We start from the raw sequence: 23,689 nt of genomic DNA, 5'->3' as shown, positions 1-23,689 counted from the left end.
ATGCAACTCGTGTTTGAAGTCAGTGAGGCCGCAGGCGCCGGTTCGGCGTCCACGGTGCGCAAGGTTTTTGACGGCGTCGGCGGCGTGATTGGCCGTGGCTCCGGCTGTGACTGGGTAATCCACGATCCCAGTCGCTTGCTCTCCAGCCACCATGCTCTGGTGGGGTGCCGGGAAGGACGTTACTTTCTCACCGATATCAGCAGCAACGGTATCGGCATGCCAGGCAGTGGCGAACGACTGCGCAAGGGGCAGGCGCGCTTGATCGAGGATGGCGATGTGTTCGAACTGGGGATGTTGTTGGTACGCGCGCGGTTGATGGAACCTGCTCAACCCTTCGACGAGCAGTCGATCAGTACGGGGACACCGATTCCCGATGACGCGTTCCTGGGGCTGGACCCGTTGCAGGCGCTGGACCTCGAGCACCAGCGGCATAATGCCTCGGATGAGCTGGCGGCGTTGAGTACAGGTGTTGGCGAACTCGGCGCGTGGGCTGATCGGTATGCCGCAGACCGTGAACATGTCGCGATACCGTGCCGGGTCGAGCCCGTCAGAGAGATGCCGGCGGTTGAGCCGGTCGCGATGGCAACCTCGCCCGACGAGGTCTTCTGGATCGCGTTCGCAGCCGCGCTTGGGCTGGACCTGGGCAGGCTTGACAGCGCTGCCCGAGAAGCGCTGGCAATCAAGGTTGCGCGCTTGTTTCGGCTGGAGGTAGAACGCCTGCAAAGCAGCCTGCGCACCTGTGAGCAATTGCAGGGCGAACTGGCAACGCTGCCTGCCGACGCGTTGCGCACCGCCCACAACCCCTTGCGCAGTTGTATCGATACCGACGCAGCGTTAACCGCGATATTGGACATGGCGCAAGTGGCCCCGTTGTCTGGCGAACAGGCGATCGCCCAGGCGCACCGGGCGCTGCAAGTGCATCAGGTCGCGTTGCTGAGTGCCTGTCGAAGTGCGTTGCGTAACGCTCGGGCCGCTTTTGCTCCAGGCCATTTACTGGCATGCGCCGAATTTCAGGAAGCAGCCCCCCGATGGAGTGCCGACGGCGCGCGCTGGCGGGCATACCTGCGTCACTACCGGCGCCTGGTGGCGGATGGGCAGTTCGACGAGCGACCGCTGGGCAGCGACTTCGCCAGGGCCTATGAGGAACAGGTGCGCCTGATCTCAACCCTGCACAACGATTATCCAGGATGACGTTCATGTATCGAGCCGCGCTCACATCGTTGTCGCTCATGCTCGGCCTGTTGGCTGGCTGCAGCGCTCTATCGCCGTTCTCGACGTTGACCAAACTGGACCTGGTACTGAGCGCCAATGAGCGCGTCAACCCGGATCTTCAGGGTCGACCCTCGCCGGTCGTGCTGCAGTTGATTGAACTGCGCCATGGCGTTGCCTTTGAGAATGCCGACTTCTTCAGCCTGTATGACAACGCCGAGCAGGTTTTGCCGAAGGACTGGGTGAGCAGTGAGGAAGTTGAACTGCGCCCGGGCGATAGACAGGCACTCAAGTTGAGGGTCGAGCCAAACAGTCATTTTGTCGGCGTTCTGGCGGCCTATCGCGACTTGCCGCACGTTCAGTGGCGACTGCTCGTTCCGCTCACCGCCCGGCAATTGAACCGTGCCGAGCTGGTGCTGGACCAGGACGGAATCCGGCTTGCCGACCCGCGTTCCGACAAGGAGGTGCAGTGATATGCACGCACATAAAGTCATATGGCAGGAAGGCATGCTGTTGCGGCCACAGCACTTGCAGCACAACGACCGGCATTACCAGCAACAGCTCAACCAGACGCGTCTGCTGGGCCCTGATGCCTGGGGATTCCTCACGCTGGAGTTCGATGTGCAGTACCTCAACCTGGGCAAGCTGGTGGTCACTCAAGCCAGCGGTGTGTTGCCGGACGGCACTCTGTTCGACCACGGTACCGCCATGGAACCGCTGGTATTACAGGTGCCCGCCAATGCCGGGGAACAGGCCGTTTACCTGGCGCTGTTACTGGCGACCGACAATCAGATTGAAGCCCGTCAACCGGAGCAGGGCGATGTCCTGGCGCGCTACCTCAGCTGTGAAGTGGAGGTGGGCGACTCGAATGCCGGGACCGGCTCGCGTTGCCTGATTCATTGCGCGCGGCCTGATCTGCGTCTCCTGCTGGGTGAGCGGCAGCGGGAACAGGGTTACGTCACACTCAAGGTCGCACAGGTGCTGGAGTCTACCGACGCGGGGGGCGTGCGCCTGGACGCGGAGTTCGTGCCTACGTTCATGTTTATGCAGGACCGCGGGTATGTCGCTTCTTGTCTCAAGGAGGTGATCGGCTTGCTTGCGTCGCGAGGCGATGCCATCGCCGCGCGGATCAGGGGGGAGAGCACCGCCGCCGGCACTCAGGTGGGCGATTTTCTGATGCTGCAAGTCATCAATCGTACCGAGCTTGCGCTGCGTCACTGCTTGAGCCAGGCCCGGGTTCGCCCTGAGGCGGTGTTCAGTGCACTGCTCGCGCTGCTCGGCGAGTTATCAACGTTCGCCAGCGATAGCAGGCGCGCTGAGCTGGACGTGCATTACCGGCACGCCGACCAGGGGGCAAGCTTCCGTGGGCTGATGGAAGCAGTGCGTGGCGTGCTGTCGGTCGTGCTGGAACAACACTCTATCGAGTTGACGTTGCAACAGCGTCAGTACGGCGTACTGGTTTGCCCGGTAAGCGACTTGAAATTGCTGGGCACTGCGACGTTCATCCTGGCGGCCTCCGCGCAGTCTGATTCGGAGCAATTACGCCAACGCCTGCCAGCGCATCTGAAAATCGGTCCCGTTGAGCGCATACGCGAGCTGGTCAACCTGCATCTGGCGGGGATCAAGGTCAAGCCACTGCCCGTAGCGCCGCGCCAGATTCCGTTTCATGCCGGCAAGACGTATTTCATGCTGGACATGAGTGCCCGCGACATCGCACAGCTGCAGCAGTCGGGTGGGTTCGCCTTCCACGTGGGGGGCGAGTTCTCCGGGCTTGAGTTGACCTTCTGGGCCATCAGGAATTGAACGCTATGGACAGTGAATATTCGCAGGATGAAAAGACCGTCTTGCTCGACCGCGACGGCCTTGGGTCCGCACAAGGGCCGCTCACGCAGTTCCCTTCGCCGCCACGCTACGAACAGTTACAGGATCGGATGATCTATGCGAGCCAGGCATTGGACGCACACAGCTTCACGACAACGCTCAACCCGTTGGTGGTCGCGGCTTGGGAGGTATTGTCGCAAGTGGTCCGGCTCAAGGGCTGCTCCGGTCGTGAAAACCTCGTCACGATCAACGATCGATTGTCATCGGCGGTGACTCAATTCGAAACCCGTGCCCTGCAGGGAGGCGTTGAAAACGCTCAGGTCATGTCTGCGCGCTACGTGTTGTGCAGCCTGATTGACGAAGCCGTCGTCACCACGGCGTGGGGCGCTCGAAGCGACTGGTCGAAGATGAGTCTGTTGAGCCGCTTTCACCACGAGACATTTGGCGGCGAGAAGGTCTTCCAGTTGCTCGAACGCCTGGCGCGTGACCCGATAAAAAACGTGGCGATGCTTGAGTTGGGGTACCTGTGCCTGTCCCTGGGGTTCGAAGGAAAGTTTCGCGTGATGGAGCGGGGGATGCTGCATCTGGAGGCCGTCCGCGATGGCCTGTATCGACAGATCCGGCAGGTGCGTGGCAACCCGTCGTCGGCGCCGGTCTTGCCGACCGGGCAGAGACGCGCGCGAAGCAGGTGCATACGCGTCATCCCTGCCCGCTGGTGTGTTGCCTTCACGCTGTGCTGTTTGCTCGCGATGTACGCCGGCTTCTGCTGGGTGTTGGAGCGAGAAAGGGCGAACGCGCTGCAGCCTCTTCAACTTTCGGCGTCGGAGCTTACCCGCACGCCCTTGTAAAAAAACGCAGGGAGCAATGAATGAACGCATTTTTCAAGGGCGTGGGCGCCGTGCTGGGCAGAGTCTGGGTTTGGAGCCTGATACTGGTGCTTTGCTGCGCTGTGCTGGTGTGGTGTGTCGGGCCGCTGCTGGCTGTGGACGACCACCGGTTCTGGCAGGGCGCGACTGCCCGCCTGGTCACCATCAGCGTTTTGTTTCTGCTGTGGGGGTTGGCGATGGTCATGGCGGATGGGCGCCGCGCCGCCGCACGCGAAACGCCGGATTCGCCCGCGAGCCAACCTGCGCTGGCGGCGGTGGAGGAGGAGCGCAAGTACGTCCGTGGCCGTTTCAGGGAAGCGCTGCACCGGTTGAAAACCTCACCTCGCTATGCGGAGCGTAATGCGCGTTGGCGCCGTGACTTGCCCTGGTATTTGGTGATCGGTGAACCGCGCAGTGGCAAGACCCAGCTGTTGGAAGCAGCCGGGTTGCGGTCACCGCTCGATCAGATGGACACAGGGTCCACGGGCAGCAGCGCACAGTGTGACTGGTACTTTGCCGACGACGCTGTGCTCATCGACACGCCAGGGCGCTATCTGCTTCAACCCGACCGTTCGGTGGATGTCGCCGGCTGGACCACACTGTTGAACAGGCTGAAGTGGCGGCACCGAGTGCGTCCGCTCAACGGCGTGGTGGTGACGCTTTCGGCGGACAGCCTTCTGAGCGCTAACGAGCACGATCTGGAGCAATCGGCACGCCACGTGCGATCGCGCCTGCAGGAAATCCAGCAGGTGCTGCATGTGGATGTACCCGTCTACCTGGTGTTGACCCAGGCTGATCGACTGTCGGGGTTCACCGAGTACTTCGACTCACCCTCGGCGGACGATGTCGACGCGGTGCTGGGCCAGCCGCTGGGGGCTGAGAAGGCGGGCAATGACATGACCCAGGTTCGCCAGGCGTTCGAGCAGTTGCTGCAACGTTTGCACACTGAATTGATCGAGCGATTGCACCAGGAACGCGATGTCGAGCGTCGCAGGCAGATGCTTGAGCTTCCCCAGCAGGCGGCGCGAATGGGCGAGCAGTTGTGCCTGTTCATCGAGTGGGTGTTCGGTGCCCATCGCTACCCGCGCAGCAACGGTTTACGCGGGTTCTACCTGACCTGTGCCAGTGACAGGCGCAGCTATTTCGTGCAGGGGCTGTTCAGCCGGGTGATTTTTGCCGAGGCGGATCTGGCCGCGTTGCAGAGCCGCGAGCGACAGCGCATCTGGCGGCGCAACGGCTTGCTGGGGAGTGCCGTTGCGCTGGTTCTGGCGTGTGCCGGTGGGCTGTGGATGCACAGTTACGCGATCAACCAGCAGCGTTTGGCTCAGATCGCTGCACTCAGCGCGCCCGTTGCTCCGGGTAGCGATGAAACCTTGACGACCCTGGCGCTGCTGGACGCGCGCTGGGCGGCAACCCGCATATTTCCCCCCGCAGGCGACACTGCGCTGATTGAGCGTGCCGGCCTGTATCAAGGCGAGGTCAGCCGTCCATGGGTGACGCGCGCCTATGAGCAGGCGTTGCAGCAGCGACTGCTGGGCCGCACCGCGGCCCTGCTGGAAGAGCAGGTACGCGCCAGCCTCGGCGACAGGGAACGCCTGCTCGACAACCTGCGTGCGTACCTGATGCTCAATCTGCGCGAGCGGCGTGATACCGCGTGGCTGGCGCAGCATATGGCGAGCTTTTGGTCGCTGCGGTTTGCCGGTGATACGCCGGTACAGACGCGCCTGAATGAACATTGGGCGCGACTGCTCGAACAGCCGTTTTCAGCACCGCTCAATGACGAGTTGGTGGCCCAGGCGCGTGCCGCGCTGCGGGGAGAGTCATTGGCCGATGTGGTGTATCGAGTGCTGCGCGAACAATCGCGCGACCTGGAGCCGTTGCGCCTGGCCGAGGGCAAGGTATTTGCGGCCATCGCGCCCTCTGTTCCCGGTTTCTACACCAAAAGGTATGTGCAGTACTTCCAAACCCAGGGCCCCCGGCTGGTGAACGCCATCGCCCAGGATAATTGGGTACTGGGGGAAGGCACTGACTTGAGCGCCGAGGATTTGCAGCGTCTGATGACCGAACTGCAACAGCGCTACTTCAGCGAATACGCCCAGGCCTGGAGCGACGTCCTCGGGCGTGTCAGGCTGTTGCCAACCGACAGCCTTCGCGGGGATGCTGAACGGCTCGCGGGGCTGACCTCGGCGCAATCGCCGGTACTGCTGTTATTGCAGCAGCTTCGTGAGAACACCCGTTTACTGCCTGGCCTGGAGTTGCCGGCCACGGCGGCCCAGCCGGCAGGTGCGTTGGGCTCCATTGCCAAGGCGGCGTTGGCGCAGGGGCAGGCAAGCCTGGGCGACTCGGCGCGCCGGGCGTTGCAGCGGCGGTTTGAACCGCTGCATCAATTGCTGGACGAGCAGCAGAATCCCGGCGCCGAGCTGGCCCGGGGGTTGGGCCTGCTCGACCAATTGCACCTGCAATTGGCGGCGCTGAACCGTGAGGGTTCGCCTGAGCAGGCGGCTTTTTTACGGGCAAAGCGGCGCATGGACGGCCAGCAGGACGTGCTGGGTGACCTGCGTGAAGCGGCCGCCCGTCTGCCGCTTCCGCTGGCCGGGTGGTTCGAAGGGATTGCCGAAGAAACCTGGCGCCATGTGCTGGACCAGGCCTATGCCCACGTCAATCAGCACTACCAGAGCGAGGTGCAGGGTCTTTACGCCAGGACGATTCGCCAACGGTATCCGTTCACTGCCCACGCCACGAGTGATGTGGCCCTTGAGGATTTTCGCGAGTTTTTCAAACCCCAGGGTGTCCTGGCGCGTTTTTACGAAGCTTACCTGCGTCCTTTTGTCAGCGCCGATGGCACGCGCTACCGGTTACGCGGACTGGACGGGCAGGGTTTACCCCTCTCGCGCTCGCTGCTGGATCAATTGACGAAAGCCCAGCTTATCCGGCGTGGCTTCTTCACCGAGGAGCAGGGCGAGCTGGCCGTGCGTTTTACCCTGGCGCCCTACAGCCTGGATCAGTCGGTCAACCGCGCGACTTTGCGCTTGGGTGGACAGCAGCTGGAATACCGGCACGGCCCGATCATCCCCATGGCGTTCCGCTGGCCCATCGAAGCGGACAACGGTCGTGCCAGCCTCGTGCTGGAGCGAGGCGCCGAACTGCGGCCCCTGGGTATCGAGAAGAACACCGGCGCCTGGTCGTTGTTCCGGTTTTTCGACCTGCTGCACCGAGAGCCTGCCACCGGCGGCAACGCGCAGATCGTCAAGGCCGACCTGGCCGGGCTGCGCGCCCATTACCTGCTGGCGAGCCAGCGAACACCCAGCCCATTTGAAATGGACACGTGGCGCACCTTTCGCCTGCCGGAGCAACTGTGAGCCCCACATGGCGCAGTGCCGGGCGTACACAGCGCGGGCAATCACGGCCGCGTAATGAGGATGCCTTGCTCGATTGCCCGCAGCTGGGCTGTTGGGCCGTGGCGGACGGCATGGGCGGGCACCGGCACGGCGATGTCGCCAGCCAGTGGGTGATCGGCAGCCTGGCTGCGTTGCCCGCGCGGGGCAGTCTTGATCAGCGGGTCGATGCGGTCCGGCAGAGCTTGCAGGGTGTCAATCAGCGGCTGGCGAATGCGCGGCAGGCGCCAGGGGCATCCGGCAATGCCGTGACAGGCAGCACGGTGGTGACGCTATTGCTGGAGCACGGGCGTGCGGCGTGTGTGTGGGCGGGGGACAGCCGCTGTTATCTGTGGCGCGAGCAGACCCTGTACCAGCTGTCCCGGGATCATTCGCTGTTGCAGCGTCTTATGGACGAGCGTCGGCTGAGTGCAACCCAGGCTCGCGCTCACCCTGATGCCAGAGCCTTGACCCGTGCGGTTGGCGGGCACTCGCCCTTGCGCCTGGAGGTGCTGGAGCTCAGGACCCGCCCCGGCGATGTATTTTTACTGTGCAGCGATGGTCTCTACCAGGCCCTCAGCCATGCCCAACTGGGCCGGGCGTTGAGCGCCGGCGGGCCGCGACAGGTTGTGGACAGATTGTTCGCCAGCGCGCTGCACACTCCGGCGCGCGACGACCTGACCGCCGTGGTGGTGCAGTCATGAAGACAGGATCGACTCCGCTGTTGCTGGTCGGGCGCTACCACCTTGAGCACGTCTTGGGCCGGGGTGGAATGGGCGTGGTGTACCGCGCGCGCGATCTGTTGCAGGAGCAGTTCGGCGAACCTTGTTCAGGTGTGGCGCTCAAGCTGCTGGACGAGTCTTTATCGGCGTGCCCGGATGCCCATGTATTGCTGCACAGCGAGTTTGCGTTGTCTCGGCGCCTGCGCCACGAACATGTAGTGAGGATGTATTCGTTTGAGGTGGATACCTGCAGCCAGATCGCTTTTTTCACCATGGAGCTGCTGCATGGCATGACGCTTGACCGGTTGCTGCTGGAATGTCCCGACGGACTGCCTTGGTCCGAACTGCAACCGATTGCCCTGCAACTGCTGGATGCGTTGGCTTACGCCCATCAACACAACGTGCTGCATGGCGATATCAAACCGGCCAATGTCATCGTGGGAGAAGAGGGCGTGCGCCTGTTCGATTTCGGCCTGGGGCAGTCCATTGTGCAAACCACAGCGGACTTGCCGAGTGTGAGTCGCAGCCGGTTGAATGCCTGGACTCGCGCCTATGCAGCGCCTGAGTTACTCGCCGGTGGCGCATTGACGCCCGCGGCCGACCTGTATGGCGTGGCGTGTGTTCTGTATGAGCTGGCCCAGGGGCGTCGCCGTGACGATTACCCACCGGGCCACACACTGTCACGGCCCAGGCAGTTGCCGCGGCGTTGCTGGCCGGCACTCCATACTGCGTTGGCGCCGGACCCGCAACGGCGGACCCTGACGGTGGCCGAATTGCGCGAGGCCATCGGTTGCAAGCGGCCTCGCTGGTACGGCTGGCCGCCGCGTCAGCCGCTCAAGTCATGCAGTTGGCAGTAGTCGGCCCAGCTCATGCCGGCCATCTGTGCGACTTCCTTATGCACCTCAAGGCGCTGGGCTTCGAAGGCTTGGCTGGAGTCGGTCGTCAGCTTGAGGGTCAGCTCCCAGGCGAACAAGCCTTCGCGCTCGGCCTGCGCCTCGAATGCTTCGTATAGACGCTCGGTACGATACTGCGCCACGCTTTCCCCCCTGGCTTGGGCGGCCAGAGGGTTGAGGCTGTCCAGTTCGGCGGCCACGTCCGGGTGTTCGCGCAGGAACCGGTCCAGTGCGCGTTGATAGTTATCGCCAGGTGCTAACAACGCCAGGCCCCTCAGTGAGAGGGATGGGTGTCGACGTCGGGCGCGTGCCTGCCGACGTGACGCCGAGCGCGCTTGCGCGACCTGCGCTGGATCCAGCGCTGCACCGGCGCCAATAAAAAGAACATCAGGTAGGCGACGAGCACCAACGCCAGGTCTATCCAGGTTTCCGCGACGGGCCCGGTGAACAGTTCGATGACATTCTTGATCACAAATAACAGCACCACACTGCACAACCACAACAGGATGGTGACGAACAGAGGACGCATGGGGCTGGACTGCTTATCGTGCATGGTAAAGCTCTCTCCTTTGTGCCTGCTTGCATACAGGCCGTATTCCCTGAGTAGACACCCGGCGTTAGCCAGGTTGTAACATCCTTCGACACACGGAAAGCTGCGGATGATACCGACTCAGGCAGGGTTAGGGAGCGGCACACGTCAGAAAGTTCGATTTTTTATGTGGGTATTTTCCTATGTCTCCGAGTTTTTCGCCGAAAGCGCCAGTGGCGATGGCAAAAAGCTTTCGCTCCGAGCATAAGGGCGTGTAGCGTTGACGCGTATTCCGGCGCTGATCTCCAGAACCCGTGAATACGGGCAGAGGGAGGCTCATGGCGCAAACGCTGTTCAAACTTTTCCTTACCCAGCGCCTGGCGGCCCTGGCCAGTATCGAGTCGTTGCGTGCGATTCGCGAGGGATTGTTGTGGATCCTGCCCTGCCTGCTGGTCTCCGCCGGTTTCCTTATCCTGTCCGAATGCGCCAGGATGCTCGGGTTCAGCCCTCAGACCGCCAGCTTCCTGGCAGGTCTGCATGACCGCATCAGCGCGGTCATCCCGCTGCTGGTCGCCGCCTCCATCGGTTACATGCTAGCCATTCAGCACCGCTTGCCACAGCTGCCGATCGCCTTCTTGTGCCTTACCCATGTGGTGGTGGCCACGTTTCTGTTGCGTGAATACCCTCGAGCGTCGGCCACCTTTCTGCTGTTCATTGCCATCGCTTCGCCGCTGATCAATGTGCCCGCCGTTGCCTGGCTGCACCGTTTTCGTTGGACACGCCTGGTCCATGAAGACCTGATCGGACACAACCTCAAAGGCACGATCAACATGGTGCTGCCCGGCGCGATCAGCGTGTTGGCATGGGTGGTGGTGCTGTCGTTGCTGCTGCAGATCCCCTACGTGGCGCAGTGGCAGGGGCCGCAGGTACTCAATGCGTTACAGGCGCCCTATGGCAGCGGTTTGTTCGTGACCTTGATGAACTCGCTGTTGTGGTTTTTCGGCATTCACGGTGTGTACGCCCTGCAGCCGCTGTTCGATGTGCTGGATCAGGCCGTGACGCTCAACGCTGCGGCGCTGGCTGCGGGGGAGCCGGTGCGGTACCTGCTCAACAGTGGCCTGTTGGGCAGCTTCGCGTTTATCGGCGGGTCGGGCAGCGCATTGTGCCTGCTCCTGGCTATCCTGCTGTTTTCCAGGAGTCGGTCCATGCGGTTGCTGGCGATGGCCAGCTTGCCGCTGTCGTTATTCAATGTCAGCGAAGTGCTGTTGTTCGGTTTGCCGATCATCCTCAACCCGCGCTTGTTCATCCCGTTTCTGTTGGTGCCGGCGTTGAACGCGATGGTGGCGTTGGCAGTGGTGCAATTGGGCTGGGTGTCACCGGCAGTGGCCAGCGTGCCGTTTACCGCGCCGGTGTTGCTCAATGCCTACCTCAGTACCCATGGCGACGTCGCCGCCGTGGTGCTGCAGATTGTGCTGACGGGCTTGGGCACGCTGGTGTATGCGCCTTATGTACGGGCGATTCATCGCCAGGCCAGTGAGGGCGGCACGGTGTACCTCAAGTCACTGGACATGACCTTTCGCGGCCTTGAGGAGAAAGGCCGGTTGCTGGAGTTCGACCCGATCCTGGCTTCCCATCGCACCCTGGCCCGCCAGGCCATTGAGCTGAGCCGCATCCAGCAGATCAGCGATTACGATTTCTATCTTGAGTTCCAGCCCCAAGTCTCCACCCGTACCGGCTTGTGCACCGGCTGCGAAGCCTTGATGCGGGCCCGGGACGCCCAGGGCACGGTGCATTCGCCCTGGGAGTTCCTGCAATGGCTGGCGCAGGCGCGGTTGATGCCCGACGTGGACGTGTGGGTGGCGTCCCAGGCCGTGCGCCAACATCAAAAGTGGAAGAAGGCCGGTTTTGAATTGCCCATCACCATTAATGTGTCCAGCTTCACGCTCAAGGACGCGGCCTATGGCGATCGCCTGGTGGAGATTCTCGCCCAGGCCCACGGCTGGGTGTCGGTGGAGATCACTGAAGACGCGCTGGTCAGCGATATCCAGGCCGCCCGTCAGACCATTGGCAAACTGCAGGCGTTGGGGGCCAAGGTGTATATCGATGATTTTGGCACCGGGTTTTCGGCGTTGAGTTACCTGCACCAGTTTCCGGTCGATTTCATCAAGATCGATCGCAGCTTCGTGGTCGCCCAGCACGATCCCAAGGGCGCGCAGGTACTGACGGGCATGCTGCGTTTCTGCGAGGCATTGAACCTGGGCGTGGTGGTCGAAGGGGTCGAGACCGCCGAGCAACTGGCGTTCCTGAATACGGGAGCCGAGTTGTTTATTCAGGGATGGTATTTCAGCAGAGCGTTGCCGGGGGATGAGGTGCCGCAGTTTGTGCGCGAGCGCGCCGCGTTGGCTTGATCAGGTGGGCAAGGCGCCCCGGTTGGAATGTGGGAGCGGGTGGGCTCCCACATTTTCACGCCGTCTAGGCGGCCTCGTAGGCCCGATTGGTCTGTTCAATCTCCTCGACCAGCCCGTCGATCCCCTGCAGCCGGGCACGATTGTCATGATCCCATGGGTGAAAACCCGGTTTGAAATAGTGCAGCCATGGCCGCAGCATGCGTGGAAACACGCCCTTGGGGCCATACAGAAACTTGAGCATGCGCCAGCACCCCTTCACCAGCCCGCCCGACTTGCGGTCGGCAATCAGCAGGCGCACGTGGAAGTCGAACACCACCAGCCAAAAAAGCACCGTGGTGAACAGCATGGTGCCGGTGCGTAACAGGTAGCGCCCGGGCCCAGGCTTGATCACCTTGTTCCACACATCGAAGGCCACTGCCTTATGTTCGGTTTCTTCCAGGGCGTGCCAATACCACATCTGCCGGTAGCCCTTGAGTGAATCGCCAAACCGCGACGGGTCGCTCAGCAGGATCTCCGCGAGCATCGCGGTGTAGTGCTCAAGGGCGATGGTCACCGCCAGATTGAATGAGGGTGGCAGGTGCTTCTTCTGCAGGTCCAGGAAAAATTTCAGGCGCCGGTCGAGGCGGTGCGCAGGCAGGCCCGCTGCGTGCAGCAGCTCGTTGTAGGCCACGTGTTCACGGCTGTGCATGGCCTCCTGGCCGATAAATCCCTGGATTTCCTTCTTCAGGTCCGGATCGTCGATGCGGGTGCGGTAGTGGCGCACGCTGTCCATGAAAAACAGCTCGCCCTGGGGAAACAGCAGCGACAGGGCATTGAAAAAGTGCGTCACGAACGGGCCTTGCTCATGCCAGTTGGTGATGCGCCCGGTGGGCAGGGCAAAGCGGATATCACGGCGAATGGGCAACATGGGGCGTACTCCTGTTCAGAGGCGAGGCTCGTCGTTGGTTTCAAACACGGGCGTGCGCGGTTTGGGGGCCATGCGCTTGCTGGCAAACACCACCAGCGCTTGATAGGCCGCCGGCAGGCAACGGGCGAGCAGGTCGAGGAAATAGGCATCGCGGCCGATCAGTATGCGGCGCTTGTTTTTGCGCACGCCGTGCAGGATGACTTTGGCGGCCTGATCGGCGTCGGTGATAAACAGTTTTTCGAAATCGGCGCGCGCCTGTTGTTCGCTGTGGATCAGAAAGCCGGTCATGTTCGCGTCGATACGGCTGCTGCGGCAGATATCGGTGCGAATCCCGCCGGGATGCACGCATGTGGCCGAGACGCCGCAGCGTTGCAGGTCCAGCTCCTGGCGCAGCGCTTCGGTGAAGCCGCGCACCGCGAATTTGCTGGCGTTGTAGCCGCTCATGCCGGGCTGGGCGAACAGGCCGAATACGCTCGAGGTGTTGACGATATGCCCGTCGCCGCTGGCCTTCAGGTAAGGCAGGAACGCCTTGGTGCCGTGCACCACCCCCCAGAAATTGATGCCGACGATCCACTCAAGGTCGGCATAGTCCACGCCTTCCACGGTGCTCGACAGCGCCACGCCGGCATTGTTGAAGACCAGGTTGACCTGGCCGTGCTCGGCCGCACAGCGCGCCGCCCACTCCAGCATGGCTTGGCGGTCTGCTACATCCAGCACCTGGGTGGTGACGGTCACCGGCGACAGGGTGGAGGTCCTGATCAAGTCCAGGGTCTGCTCCAGCCCCTGGCTGTTCTTGTCGGCCAGGGCCAGGTGGCAGCCTTCCCGTGCCAGGGCCAGGGCCAATGCGCGGCCCATGCCGGAGGCCGCTCCCGTGATCGCCGCCACGCGGCCGTTGAATGACTTCATGACAGGCTGCCTTCTGTGGCGCAATGAGGGGTTGGCTGCGCACGCGGCACCGATGCCGCCGGCGCCTGGCTGACCAGGTAGTCCTTGAGCGCAAAATGCCGGGTGATCTGCTTGAAGCGCCACGTCGAGCCGGGCCACAGCGTGGTGTTCCTGCCGGTGCGCGGGTCGAGGTACCAGCTGCGGCAGCCGCCGGTGTTCCAGATAGTGCGCTTGAGCTTGCCTTGCAATTGCTCGTTGTAGGCCTGCTCCACGGCAGGTTTGACGTCCACCACGCTGATGCGCTGGCGCTGCATCTTTTGCAACGCACCAAGGATGTAAGCGACCTGGGCCTCGATCATCAGGATCATCGAATTGTGCCCCAGGCCCGTGTTGGGCCCGACGATCAGGAACAGGTTGGGATAGCCCGGCACCGTGGTGCCTTTGTAGGCGTGGGCACCGTCCTGCCAGGTGTCCATCAGGTCGACGCCGTTGCGCCCGATGATGCAGTCACGGGGCAGGGGATCGGCGGCCTGGAACCCGGTGCCGAAGATCAGGCAATCGGCGGGGTGCTTGATGCCGTCGGCGGTGATCACGCCATCGGCTTCGATGCGCAGCACGTTGTCGGTCACCACCTCGACGTTACTGCGTGACAACGCCGGGTAGTAGTCGTTGGAGATCAGCACACGCTTGCAGCCGATAGTGTAGTCCGGCGTCAGGACTTTGCGCAGGGAAGGGCGGGCCACCTGGTTGCGCAGGTGGCGCAGGGCGATTTTCTGCACCATCTTCATCAAGCGCGGGTGCAGGGCAAAGCCCACCACGCGGCCTTCCAGTGCCCAATAAAAGGCGCCGCGCACCAGCCGTTGGGTAAACGGCAGATGCTTGAACAGCCAGCGTTCGGTACGGGTGATCGGCCGGTCGGGCTTGGGCATGATCCAGGGCGGTGTGCGCTGGAACAGGTCCAGGTGCGCCACGTGCGGTGCAATCTGCGGCACGAACTGAATGGCGCTGGCGCCGGTGCCGATCACCGCGACGCGTTTGCCCTTCAGGCTGTAGTCATGGTCCCACTGCTGCGAATGGAAACGCTTGCCCTTGAAACTGTCCAGCCCGGGAATGTCCGGCAGTGCCGGACGCGACAGCCCGCCCATGCCCGACACCAGCACGCGCGCACTGGCCTGACGGCCGTCGCTGAACGTCAGTTGCCAGCGCTGTTGCTGCTCATCGAACACCGCCCGCTGCAACCCCATGCCGAAGCGCAGGTACGGCGCCAGCTCGAAACGCTGCGCGCAGTGCTCCAGGTAAGCGCGAATCTCCGCCTGCGGAGCAAATTGGCGCGTCCAGTCGGGGTTGGGCGCAAAGGAAAACGAATAGACGTGGGACTGCACATCACAGGCACAGCCGGGGTAGTGATTGTCACGCCATGTGCCGCCCAGGCTGTCGGCCTGCTCGGCGACAAAGAAATCGGTGAAACCGGCTTCCTTGAGTTTGATCGCCATGCACAGGCCGGCGAAGCCTGAGCCGATGATCGCGATGTCGACGTTGTCACTGTGGGCATTCATAGGTTGTCCTTTGTGAGCATCGGATGTGCTCCCGTTTTTGTTGTGTGTTTTAGATAGAACACCATTGCAAAGAAAAATTGAATTAATTATTTTAAAAAAAGATTTTAAATAATCTACCTGAAAATTTCGCCGCCGCCAGGGTCTTGTTCGATACATGCGACTTGTCCGACAGACGCGCATAGAGGTTGGCCCCAAGGTAAGCGCGAACGTTGAGGCCTCGATCAATCCCGGTCAGGTCGCCAGCAGCAGGGAAGCAGAGGACCGAGCTATGGCTGTCGAGTGGGTTGTCGTTGCGGGTGTGGTCATAGGCGCAAGCGCTGCGTTGTGGGCGTTCAGTGCGTGGATGACACGGCGCATCGAAACGGCTGTTCCGATCAATGGGCGCTTTGTCGAAGTGGATGGCGAGCGCTTTCACTATGTAGAAGAAGGCGCAGGCCCGGCACTGGTGATGATCCACGGGCTGATGGGCAGCAGCCGCAACCTGACCTATGCGTTATCCGGTCAGTTGCGCGAGCATTTTCGCGTTATCAGCGTAGACCGGCCAGGCTCGGGCTACTCCACCCGGCAGCAGGGCACGGCGGCGGATCTGCCGGCCCAGGCGCGCCAGATGGCCGCCTTCATCAACACCCTCAAGCTGGACAAGCCGCTGGTGCTTGGGCATTCCCTGGGCGGGGCGATTGCCCTGGCCTTGGCCCTCGATCATCCCCACGCGGTATCGGGCTTGATTCTGGTGGCGCCCTTGACCCATCCCCAACGCATGTTGCCGTTGGTATTCCTGTCATTGGCGGTGCGCCCCGCCTGGCTGTGTCGCTGGATGTCGCGCACCTTGACCATGCCTGTCGGCCTGCTGACCCAGGGATCGGTGGTCAAGGGCGTGTTCGCTCCCGATGCCGCCCCGACGGACTTCGCCACGCGCGGCGGTGGCCTGCTGGGGATGCGTCCCGACAACTTCTACGCGGCGTCCACCGAGATCAACCGCGTCAATGACCACTTGCCGGACATGGTCACGCGTTACCCGCAGCTGACGCTGCCCATCGGCCTCATCTACGGCACGCGTGACAAGGTGCTCGACTTTCAAAAGCATGGCCAGGGCCTGGCCAGCAGGGTGCCTGGGCTGAAGCTGCAGGTCGTGGAAGACCGTGGGCACATGCTGCCGATTACCGCCACCGAGCGTGTGGTGGCGCTGGTCGAGCAGGTCGCCAAGCGGGTTAGACCGGTACAAACCGCCACCGTGTTGCATCCTTCGTTCGCCGTGGCGAGCAAATAATCGTGCCATTTCATTCGCGGTTCCAGCGCGCCAACGCTTGCCCTAGACACCTGGCCGACGGTCTGAAAAAACGACTGTACGGTCACGGAAAAAAGGTCTGGATAAACTAGTTGACGACCTAACGATTCCGCGCTATTTATTTAAAAAAATTATTTCAATGTCTAATTTGAAACAGTTTTTGAAATGCCTAAGAGCGAATAAAATAATGAAAAGAACGCCTTTTATCGCATGGTTGATGTCTCGCAGCGGTCAGCGCTGCGCCACTGCCTTTTCTGCCTTCGGATGCCCTCGGAGGTTGCCATGAACCCTGCTCTGAGTGTTCCAGGCGTGTGGGCCGACGGCAAGCGCTACCTCTGGTGGCTCGGTATCATGCCGCTGGCAACACCATTGCTCTCGGGTGCCCTGGCGATCGGCACCGGCATCCAGCAACTGTGGTGGGTCGGTGTGCTGGTCATCTTCGGCGTGATCCCGTTGATCGACGGCCTGCTGGGCGAGGATGTCAGCAACCCGCCCGAATCCGCCGTCAGCCACCTCGAATCCCAAACCTATTACCGTTGGATCGTCTACACCGGCGTGCTGTTTGTGATCGCCTCGGTGGTCATCACCGGTTGGCTCGCCGCCGGCGGCATTGACTGGATCATCGGCGGCGGTTTGCTGCGGGCCACCGCGATGCTCGACCCGTCCAGCGGTTGGGCGAGAGCCGCAGCGTTCATCACCTCTCGCACCGAGTTGCACGGCCAGGTCAGTGGCTTCACTTATCTGGGCATGGCGATGTCTACCGGGGCGGCCACCGGTATCGCGATCAACACCGCCCATGAGCTGGGCCACAAGCCCAAGCCACTGGAAGTGTTCCTGGCCAAGGTAACCCTGGCGCCGACCTTCTACGGCCACTTCTACACCGAACACAACCGCGGCCACCACGTGCGCGTCGCTACCCCGGAGGACCCTGCCAGCTCGCGCCTGGGTGAAAGTTTCTGGGCTTTCCTGCCGCGTTCGGTGTGGTTCAGCGCGCGCTCGGCGTGGAACCTGGAGCGCGAACGCCTGCGCAAACTCGGGCTGCCGGCCTGGCACTGGAAGAACGCCGTGCTCAGCGCCTGGATGTACAGCGTGCTGCTCTGGGGCGCAATGATTGCCTGGCTGGGCACGGCAGTGATCCCGTTTCTGATTATCCAGGGCGTCTACGGTTTCTCGCTGCTTGAAGTGGTCAATTACGTCGAGCACTACGGCCTCAAACGGCAAAAATTGCCCAACGGTCGTTATGAGCGCTGTTCGCCGCGTCACTCCTGGAACAGCAACCGGATTGTGACCAATATCTTTTTGTTCCAGTTACAACGGCATTCCGATCACCATGCCAATCCAACCCGTAGTTATCAGTCGCTGCGCCACTTTGATGAATCACCGCAACTTCCGTACGGCTACGCAAGCATGATTGTCTGGGCGTACGTGCCTTATTTGTGGCGCCGACGGATGGACCACCGGGTATTGAATCATTATGCCGGCGATATAACCTTGACCAATCTTCAGCCGTCAAAGCGTTTGAAGTATCTGGAGAAGTACAGCGGCGAAGCCAAGCCGTTTTAATTTGAAATAAAAGCGCATTTTCAAAGGATATTTCGATAAGGATTTCTACGTCTATGGTTTGTTAGTTTAGTTGCAAGGCGGTTGTTTACCCGAACGAAAAATAATTTCAAGGGAAGGGCGTAAACATGCAAGTAACTCCTATAACTATAAAGTTCACCATTAACTTCGTATTGGCTGCGCTGGGCCTGATCGGCTGTCACCAGGCACAGGCCGCCCGTATCGAACCTGCCGGTAGTGCGTTTACAGCCCAGGGCCCGATCAGCTTTTCCAAAGGCGCGTTGATCAGTGCCGACTGCACCATCAAGGTGGCCGGCAAGGTGGCGGCCGATGGGACATCCGTCAATATCGACAAGGTGGCGTTCGATGGCGGGCTCAAGTGCAGCCGGGTCGAAGCTATTAACTTGCCCTGGATCTTGATTGCAAAGGATACAAAAAGCGGCTCGATGTCGAAGATCAGCGTGGATGTGCATGCCTTCGGTCTGGGCGGCAAGTGCGGTCCTTCTACCGCCGTCGGTACGTGGGATAACGCCACGGGCAAGTTGCAGGCTGCCAATGTACCGATTGGTGATGACTGCATCATTAAAACGGTGTCAATCAAGATGCCGCCTGATTTCAAAGTCGTTGAATAAGGTTGTCGGATTTAACTGAATTTGGCTGGAATACGAAGCTCTGCAGTTTTACCCGTGGCTTCGTGTTCATGGTCATTACCCCAGGCGAATAATTCGCCATTACATGTGAGGCAAAATAATGAAAAGCTTGAAAACCCTCGTTTGTGCAACTTCGTTCGCCCTGAGCCTTGGTGCAGTGTCGATGGCCAACGCTGCCACTATCGCGCCTGCCGGCACGGCGTTCTCCACATCGGGCTCGATTACCGTTACTTCGCCCGCGTCCCTGAACCTGCCGGTGACCTGCAACATCGCCTTCACCGGTTCCGTCGCGGCTGATGGCTCGAGCGCTTCGATCACCGGCGCAACGGTCAACGGTTCCAACTCGCTGTGTGGCGTACCCAAGTTGTTGGGCCTGCCGTGGACATTGAACGTGGCAAGCGGTGGCCCTGATGCCTTCAACGGTACGGTGTCGGGCGTGAATTTCCAGATTCTCAACAACTGCTCCGCTTCGCCGGTGACCATCAATGTCGGCTTCAATAACTCCACCAACCAGCTGAAGGTGCCAAGCACACAAACCGTTGGCAACTGCAAAATTACCGCTCTGACCGCTACACCAAGCCCGGCCTTTACCGTTACCCCATAAAGGTCGTGAGCGTTTGACGTGATGATCACACGTTGAAATACGCCAGTGCCTCGCAAGGGGCACTGGCTGCGGGAGGCCAGGTCGGGACAACCGATCTCGGAGGATAAAAACAATAAGGAGTGGAGCATGAATAATAAAAAGCAACAGGCACGTACGTTGTTGAGCCTGGCAATTCTCGGCGGCCTTATCACGGCAACGGGACCCGCACACGCCGGCGGTTTCACCACGCCGACCTTCGGTGCTCCCGGGTGGGGGCGCGCCTTCGGGGGTGGCTCACTGTTCCAGAACGATCCTTCCGCGGCCTACAACAACCCGGCCGGCATGGCGTTCATCGACCATACGATTTCTCAATTTACCGTTGATTACGCGCGCATCAACGTTAAATACAAGGGCACGGCCACGGACTACGCCGGCAACGCACCTGCGGCGGTCGACCCTACGGATTTGAGTTCCACGCCGCGCACCGGCGATGGTGGGCAAGGCGGGTTTACCGCCTGGTTGCCGACCGGCTTCATGGTGATACCGATCAACGACCGTTTTGCGTTCGGGCTCAGTCAGGTGGTGCCGATGGGTGCGCGCACCACGTGGGATCAAGACTGGATCGGTCGCGACTTTGCCGTCGATACGCGTATTGAAACGGTGGGTGTCACAGGCTCCCTGTCGTTCAAGGTCAATGACCAGTTCTCGGTGGGTGGCGGTGCCATCGTCCAGCACACCAAAGGTTTTGTAAGCCAGAATCTGGACCTGTATTCCGCAGCAGCCCTGTCGCCGGCGATCGGTCTCCCGTTCCCTTCCGGAGTCGGCTCCTCGCTGATGCGGGTCAAGGTGGACAACACCTCGGTCGGCTGGTTTGCCGGTGTGGTCTGGAAGCCTACCCAATTCGATACCCTGGGTCTGAATTACCACGCGAAAATCAAGAATAAACTCGAAGGCAAGTACAGCCTGTATGCCGACGAGGCGAACAAGTCACTGATCGAAGGCGGCCTGCCGGCGCTGGCTTATCCGGGGCTCGACCTCAACGTCAACGGCGCCAAGGCTTCGACGCAACTGGACGTGCCCGCCAACGCCTCCATCGACTGGGTGCACCAGTTCAATGATCGCCTCACCCTGGGCGCCAGCGTCACGTGGACCCAATGGTCGTCGTTCAAGGCGCTGACATTGAAGTCCGAGGGCACGCAACTCGTGTCGATTCCCTATAACTACAAGGATGCCTGGATGGTGTCGCTGGGTGGCGATTACAAGTTTACCGACGACTTCACCTTCCGCGCCGGTGTCGCCACCGACCAGACGCCCACCCGCAACTCTACGCGTGACCCGCGTATCCCCGACGGAGACCGGATATTCGCCTCCCTGGGCTTTGGCTACAACATCCGCGCGATTCCCGGTTTGAGCATCGACGGCGCCTACTCGCGGCAATTCGTCGAAAAGGCCAAGCTCAGGACGCACAACCAGGATCGCCTGGGCGGTGCAACCCTTGACGGTAAAGCCGACGCCAAGGGTGAGGTGGTCAGCCTTTCAGCGACCTACGCGTTTTGATCGGTTGATGGCGCGCGACCTGTGCTGGACAGGTCGCGCAGGCAGTGCTGATACAACCCGTTGATGACCTGACAGGCTGACCCGCTCAGCCCGTTATTTCTTCGCCAAAGCGTTAAATAAAAATTTCAAAACAAAATTTGAATTTGTCTTTCCAAGTTTGTAGTGTGGACCTGAGCCGTCGCTCAATCCGAGCGGCCGCAGGTGTCACGCCCTGGATCAAGTAGAGGTATCCCATGGTTATCTGGTTATTGGTGGGTTTCGCCGCAGCGATTGCCCTGGCGTATCGACAAGCCGCCGCCACCCTGTGGCTGGGCGCTGGCCTGGTATGGCTGGCGGCCGGTTATCTGTTTAACGCAGTAGCCGCATTCGGTATCACCGTCGCGGCGGTGCTGGTGCTGCTCCCGGCCTTGGTGCTGGCGGTCAAACCCCTGCGCCGTGTGCTGTTGACCAACAAGGCCCTGGGGCTGTTTCGTACGATCATGCCGGCGATGTCCGATACCGAACGTGCGGCCATCGAATCCGGCACTGTGTGGTGGGACGCCGAGCTGTTCAGCGGCAAGCCTGACTGGCAGCGCCTGTTGCAAGCCGCACCGGCCAGCCTGAGTGCCGAAGAGCAGGCGTTCCTCGACAACGAAGTGGAAACCCTGTGCGACATCGCCAATGACTGGGAAACCACGCAAGTGTGGCAGGACATGTCCCCCGAGGGCTGGCAGTACACCAAGGACGCTGGCTTTCTCGGCATGATCATTCCCAAGCAGTACGGCGGCAAGGGCTTCTCCCACTATGCGCACTCCCAGGTGGTGATGAAGTTGTCGACCCGCTGCTCGGCGGCGGCCATTTCGGTGATGGTGCCCAACTCCCTGGGCCCCGCCGAACTATTGCTGCATTACGGCACCGACGCCCAGCGCAACTACTACCTGCCGCGTCTGGCGCGGGGCGAGGACATCCCGTGCTTTGCGCTGACCAGCCCGTATGCCGGCTCCGACGCCGGCGCAATTCCCGACGTGGGCATCGTGTGCAAAGGCCTGCACGAAGGTGAGCAGGTGCTGGGGTTCAAGGTGACCTGGGACAAGCGCTACATCACCCTCGGCCCGATTGCCACGGTGCTGGGCCTGGCGTTCCGTGCCGAAGACCCGGACGGGCTGCTCGGTGCCGCCGGTTCCCTGGGGATTACCTGCGCGTTGATTCCCACCTCCCATCCGGGCGTGAACAGCGGTCGGCGCCATTGGCCGTTGAACGCGGTGTTCCAGAACGGCCCGACCACCGGCAAGGATGTGTTCATTCCGTTGGAGTGGGTGATCGGCGGCCGTGAACAAGTCGGCAACGGCTGGCGCATGCTGATGGAATGCCTGGCGGCGGGCAGGGCGATTTCGCTGCCGTCGGCCAACGTCGGCCTGGGCAAAGTCGCGGTACGTGGCACCACTGCCTACGCGGCGATGCGCAAGCAGTTCGGCCTGCCCATCGGCAAGTTCGAAGGGGTGCAGGCGCCCCTGGCGCGCATGGCCGGGCACCTGTATGCCTGTGACGCGGTGCGCAAGGTGTCGGTGGCGTCCCTGGATGCCGGTGAGAAACCTTCGGTGATCTCGGCCATTGCCAAATACCACGTCACCGAGCGCGCCCGCATGATCGTCAACGATGGCATGGACATCGTCGCCGGCAAGGGCATATGCATGGGGCCCAACAATTTCCTGGCCCGTGCCTATCAGCAAAGCCCCATCGCCATCACGGTGGAAGGCGCGAACATCATGACCCGCTGCCTGATCATCTACGGCCAGGGCCTGATCCGCTGCCATCCCTATGTGTTCCGCGAGATGGAAGCGGCGCGCCAGCCGGATCGGCGCAAGGCACTGGAGGCGTTCGACAGTGCGATGTTCGGCCATGTGAGCTTTGTATTGGCCAACACCGTGCGTGCGGCGGTGCATGCATTGACCGGTGGCCGGTTGCTGTCTGCCCCGGCCAAGACCGACCCGGCGCTGGCGTCCTACTATCGTCAGGCCAATCGCCTGTCGGTGGTGCTGGCGCTGGTCTCGGACATTTCCATGGGCGTGCTGGGCGGTGCCCTCAAGCGCAAGGAAAGCATCACCGGGCGCCTGGGCGATATTCTTTCGCAGCTCTACATCCTGTCCTGCGTGCTCAAGCGCTTCGAGGATGACGGTCGGCCCCAGGCGGACCTGCCGCTGGTGCATTGGGCGGCTCAGGATGCCTTGCTGCGCGCCCATGAAGCCCTGGCTGAAGTGCTCGACAATTACCCCTCGAAAGTCGCTGCCGGGGTGCTGCGCGGTTTGAGCTTTCCGTTCGGCATTCCCTTGCATAAACCGTCGGATCGCCTGTTGGCCCAGGTCGCCGATGTGGTGCAGGTCCCCGGCGAGACCCGCGACCGGCTGCTGGCCAATTCCTACATCCCCCGGCCGGAAATCGACAAGCTGGCCTATGGCGAGCTGGGACTGCGCCTGTTGCCCCAGGTTGAGCTGATCGAGGCACGGCTCAAGCCCGCCATCAAGCAAGGCCTGCTTGAGCCGATGCCGATTTCCGCCGTGGCCTTTACCGACTGGCGCGTCAAGGCGCGGGCGCTGGATTTGATCAGCGACGACGAAGAGGCCTTGCTCGCACGCTATGTGGAATACGCCGACCACGCTATCCAGGTCGACGACTTCCCGCAGGACTTCGGTTTGCTGGAGGCCCTGCAACAGCGCAAGCAAGCATTGGAGCCCGCCGCCAAGCGTCGCGCCAGCCAAAGCGAAAATGCGTCGGTCAATTAATCCAAATGCGGTCCAAATGTGGGAGGGGGCTTGCCCCCGATGGCGGTCTGACAGGTGCATCTGTGTGAGCAGACACACCGCTATCGGGGGCAAGCCCCCTCCCACAGGTGACCGGGTTTCCACGG

General features: G+C 61.6%; 19 protein-coding genes. 14 read left to right on the top strand and 5 right to left on the bottom strand.

What is annotated here, in order from left to right; all coding sequences use genetic code 11:
• From tagH to BFP93_RS10825, 7 genes are read left to right on the top strand one after another with little or no spacing between them, the layout of a single operon-like run.
• The gene (tagH, locus tag BFP93_RS10855; protein WP_065893073.1) at positions 1–1,191 is read left to right on the top strand and encodes a type VI secretion system-associated FHA domain protein TagH; all 1,191 of its coding nucleotides are present in this window, start codon (positions 1–3) and stop codon (positions 1,189–1,191) included.
• A 5-nt stretch (positions 1,192–1,196) separates the two neighbouring features.
• Complete coding sequence (gene tssJ / locus BFP93_RS10850) at positions 1,197–1,682, top strand: type VI secretion system lipoprotein TssJ (protein WP_065887439.1); 486 nt, start codon at positions 1,197–1,199, stop codon at positions 1,680–1,682.
• A 1-nt stretch (position 1,683) separates the two neighbouring features.
• Entirely contained in the window at positions 1,684–3,012 is a 1,329-nt protein-coding gene (gene tssK, locus BFP93_RS10845; RefSeq protein WP_065893072.1) for a type VI secretion system baseplate subunit TssK, read from the top strand.
• 5 nt (positions 3,013–3,017) lie between these two features.
• Entirely contained in the window at positions 3,018–3,878 is an 861-nt protein-coding gene (gene icmH / locus BFP93_RS10840; RefSeq protein WP_065893071.1) for a type IVB secretion system protein IcmH/DotU, read from the top strand.
• A gap of 20 nt (positions 3,879–3,898) precedes the next feature.
• Positions 3,899–7,255 carry a type VI secretion system membrane subunit TssM gene (tssM, locus tag BFP93_RS10835; RefSeq protein WP_065893070.1) on the top strand — a complete coding sequence of 1,119 codons (3,357 nt, stop codon included), beginning with the start codon at positions 3,899–3,901 and terminating at the stop codon, positions 7,253–7,255.
• On the top strand, positions 7,252–7,974 hold the full coding sequence (locus tag BFP93_RS10830; protein ID WP_065893069.1) for a PP2C family protein-serine/threonine phosphatase: 723 nt from the start codon (positions 7,252–7,254) through the stop codon (positions 7,972–7,974). Before tssM ends, BFP93_RS10830 begins: the two co-directional genes overlap by 4 nt.
• Complete coding sequence (locus BFP93_RS10825) at positions 7,971–8,849, top strand: serine/threonine-protein kinase (RefSeq protein ID WP_083205649.1); 879 nt, start codon at positions 7,971–7,973, stop codon at positions 8,847–8,849. The genes BFP93_RS10830 and BFP93_RS10825 overlap by 4 nt, the downstream gene beginning before the upstream one ends.
• Here BFP93_RS10825 and BFP93_RS10820 read toward each other — a convergent pair.
• Both BFP93_RS10820 and BFP93_RS10815 read right to left on the bottom strand, forming a co-directional pair.
• The gene (locus BFP93_RS10820) at positions 8,819–9,148 is read right to left on the bottom strand and encodes a DUF6388 family protein (protein ID WP_065893067.1); all 330 of its coding nucleotides are present in this window, start codon (positions 9,146–9,148) and stop codon (positions 8,819–8,821) included. The genes BFP93_RS10825 and BFP93_RS10820 overlap by 31 nt on opposite strands.
• An 11-nt stretch (positions 9,149–9,159) precedes the next feature.
• On the bottom strand, positions 9,160–9,438 hold the full coding sequence (locus BFP93_RS10815) for a hypothetical protein (protein ID WP_065893066.1): 279 nt from the start codon (positions 9,436–9,438) through the stop codon (positions 9,160–9,162).
• A 314-nt stretch (positions 9,439–9,752) separates the two neighbouring features.
• Between BFP93_RS10815 and BFP93_RS10810 the strand changes: the two genes are divergently transcribed.
• Entirely contained in the window at positions 9,753–11,822 is a 2,070-nt protein-coding gene (locus BFP93_RS10810) for an EAL domain-containing protein (RefSeq protein ID WP_065893065.1), read from the top strand.
• Positions 11,823–11,886: 64 nt separating this feature from the next.
• On the opposite strand, the gene BFP93_RS10805 is transcribed toward BFP93_RS10810, so the two are convergent.
• The 3 genes from BFP93_RS10805 to BFP93_RS10795 are packed head-to-tail and all read right to left on the bottom strand — an operon-like array spanning position 11,887 to position 15,170.
• Positions 11,887–12,729: a metal-dependent hydrolase gene (locus tag BFP93_RS10805; RefSeq protein WP_065893064.1), complete on the bottom strand. Its 843-nt coding sequence runs from the start codon at positions 12,727–12,729 to the stop codon at positions 11,887–11,889.
• Positions 12,730–12,744: 15 nt separating this feature from the next.
• Entirely contained in the window at positions 12,745–13,635 is an 891-nt protein-coding gene (locus BFP93_RS10800) for an SDR family NAD(P)-dependent oxidoreductase (RefSeq protein ID WP_065893063.1), read from the bottom strand.
• Positions 13,632–15,170, bottom strand: coding sequence for a flavin-containing monooxygenase (locus BFP93_RS10795; protein ID WP_065893062.1), 1,539 nt, complete (start codon positions 15,168–15,170; stop codon positions 13,632–13,634). The genes BFP93_RS10800 and BFP93_RS10795 overlap by 4 nt, the downstream gene beginning before the upstream one ends.
• 268 nt (positions 15,171–15,438) lie before the next feature.
• Here BFP93_RS10795 and BFP93_RS10790 point away from each other — a divergent pair, with 268 nt between their 5' ends.
• From BFP93_RS10790 to BFP93_RS10765, 6 genes are all read left to right on the top strand, one after another.
• The gene (locus BFP93_RS10790) at positions 15,439–16,437 is read left to right on the top strand and encodes an alpha/beta fold hydrolase (protein ID WP_065893061.1); all 999 of its coding nucleotides are present in this window, start codon (positions 15,439–15,441) and stop codon (positions 16,435–16,437) included.
• Between the two features lie 300 nt (positions 16,438–16,737).
• Positions 16,738–18,018: an alkane 1-monooxygenase gene (locus BFP93_RS10785; RefSeq protein ID WP_065893060.1), complete on the top strand. Its 1,281-nt coding sequence runs from the start codon at positions 16,738–16,740 to the stop codon at positions 18,016–18,018.
• Between the two features lie 125 nt (positions 18,019–18,143).
• Positions 18,144–18,647 (top strand): alkane oxidation protein activator PraA, encoded by a 504-nt coding sequence (gene praA, locus BFP93_RS10780; protein WP_065893059.1) that lies wholly within the window; start codon positions 18,144–18,146, stop codon positions 18,645–18,647.
• Between the two features lie 118 nt (positions 18,648–18,765).
• A complete protein-coding gene (praB, locus tag BFP93_RS10775; protein ID WP_065893058.1) occupies positions 18,766–19,269 on the top strand; it encodes an alkane oxidation protein activator PraB in 504 nt (167 codons plus the stop codon).
• Between the two features lie 126 nt (positions 19,270–19,395).
• On the top strand, positions 19,396–20,805 hold the full coding sequence (locus BFP93_RS10770; RefSeq protein WP_065893057.1) for an outer membrane protein transport protein: 1,410 nt from the start codon (positions 19,396–19,398) through the stop codon (positions 20,803–20,805).
• 233 nt (positions 20,806–21,038) lie between these two features.
• Positions 21,039–23,564, top strand: a complete 2,526-nt coding sequence (locus tag BFP93_RS10765; RefSeq protein ID WP_065893056.1) for an acyl-CoA dehydrogenase — start codon at positions 21,039–21,041, stop codon at positions 23,562–23,564.
• The last annotated feature ends 125 nt before the right edge of the window (positions 23,565–23,689 follow it).

It is taken from the genome of Pseudomonas sp. 44 R 15, assembly GCF_900004965.1.
GTDB classification, from domain to species: Bacteria; Pseudomonadota; Gammaproteobacteria; order Pseudomonadales; family Pseudomonadaceae; genus Aquipseudomonas; species Aquipseudomonas orientalis_A.
The sequence above is the reverse complement of the archived record's forward strand: the minus strand, read 5'-3'. Positions and strand labels throughout refer to the sequence as shown.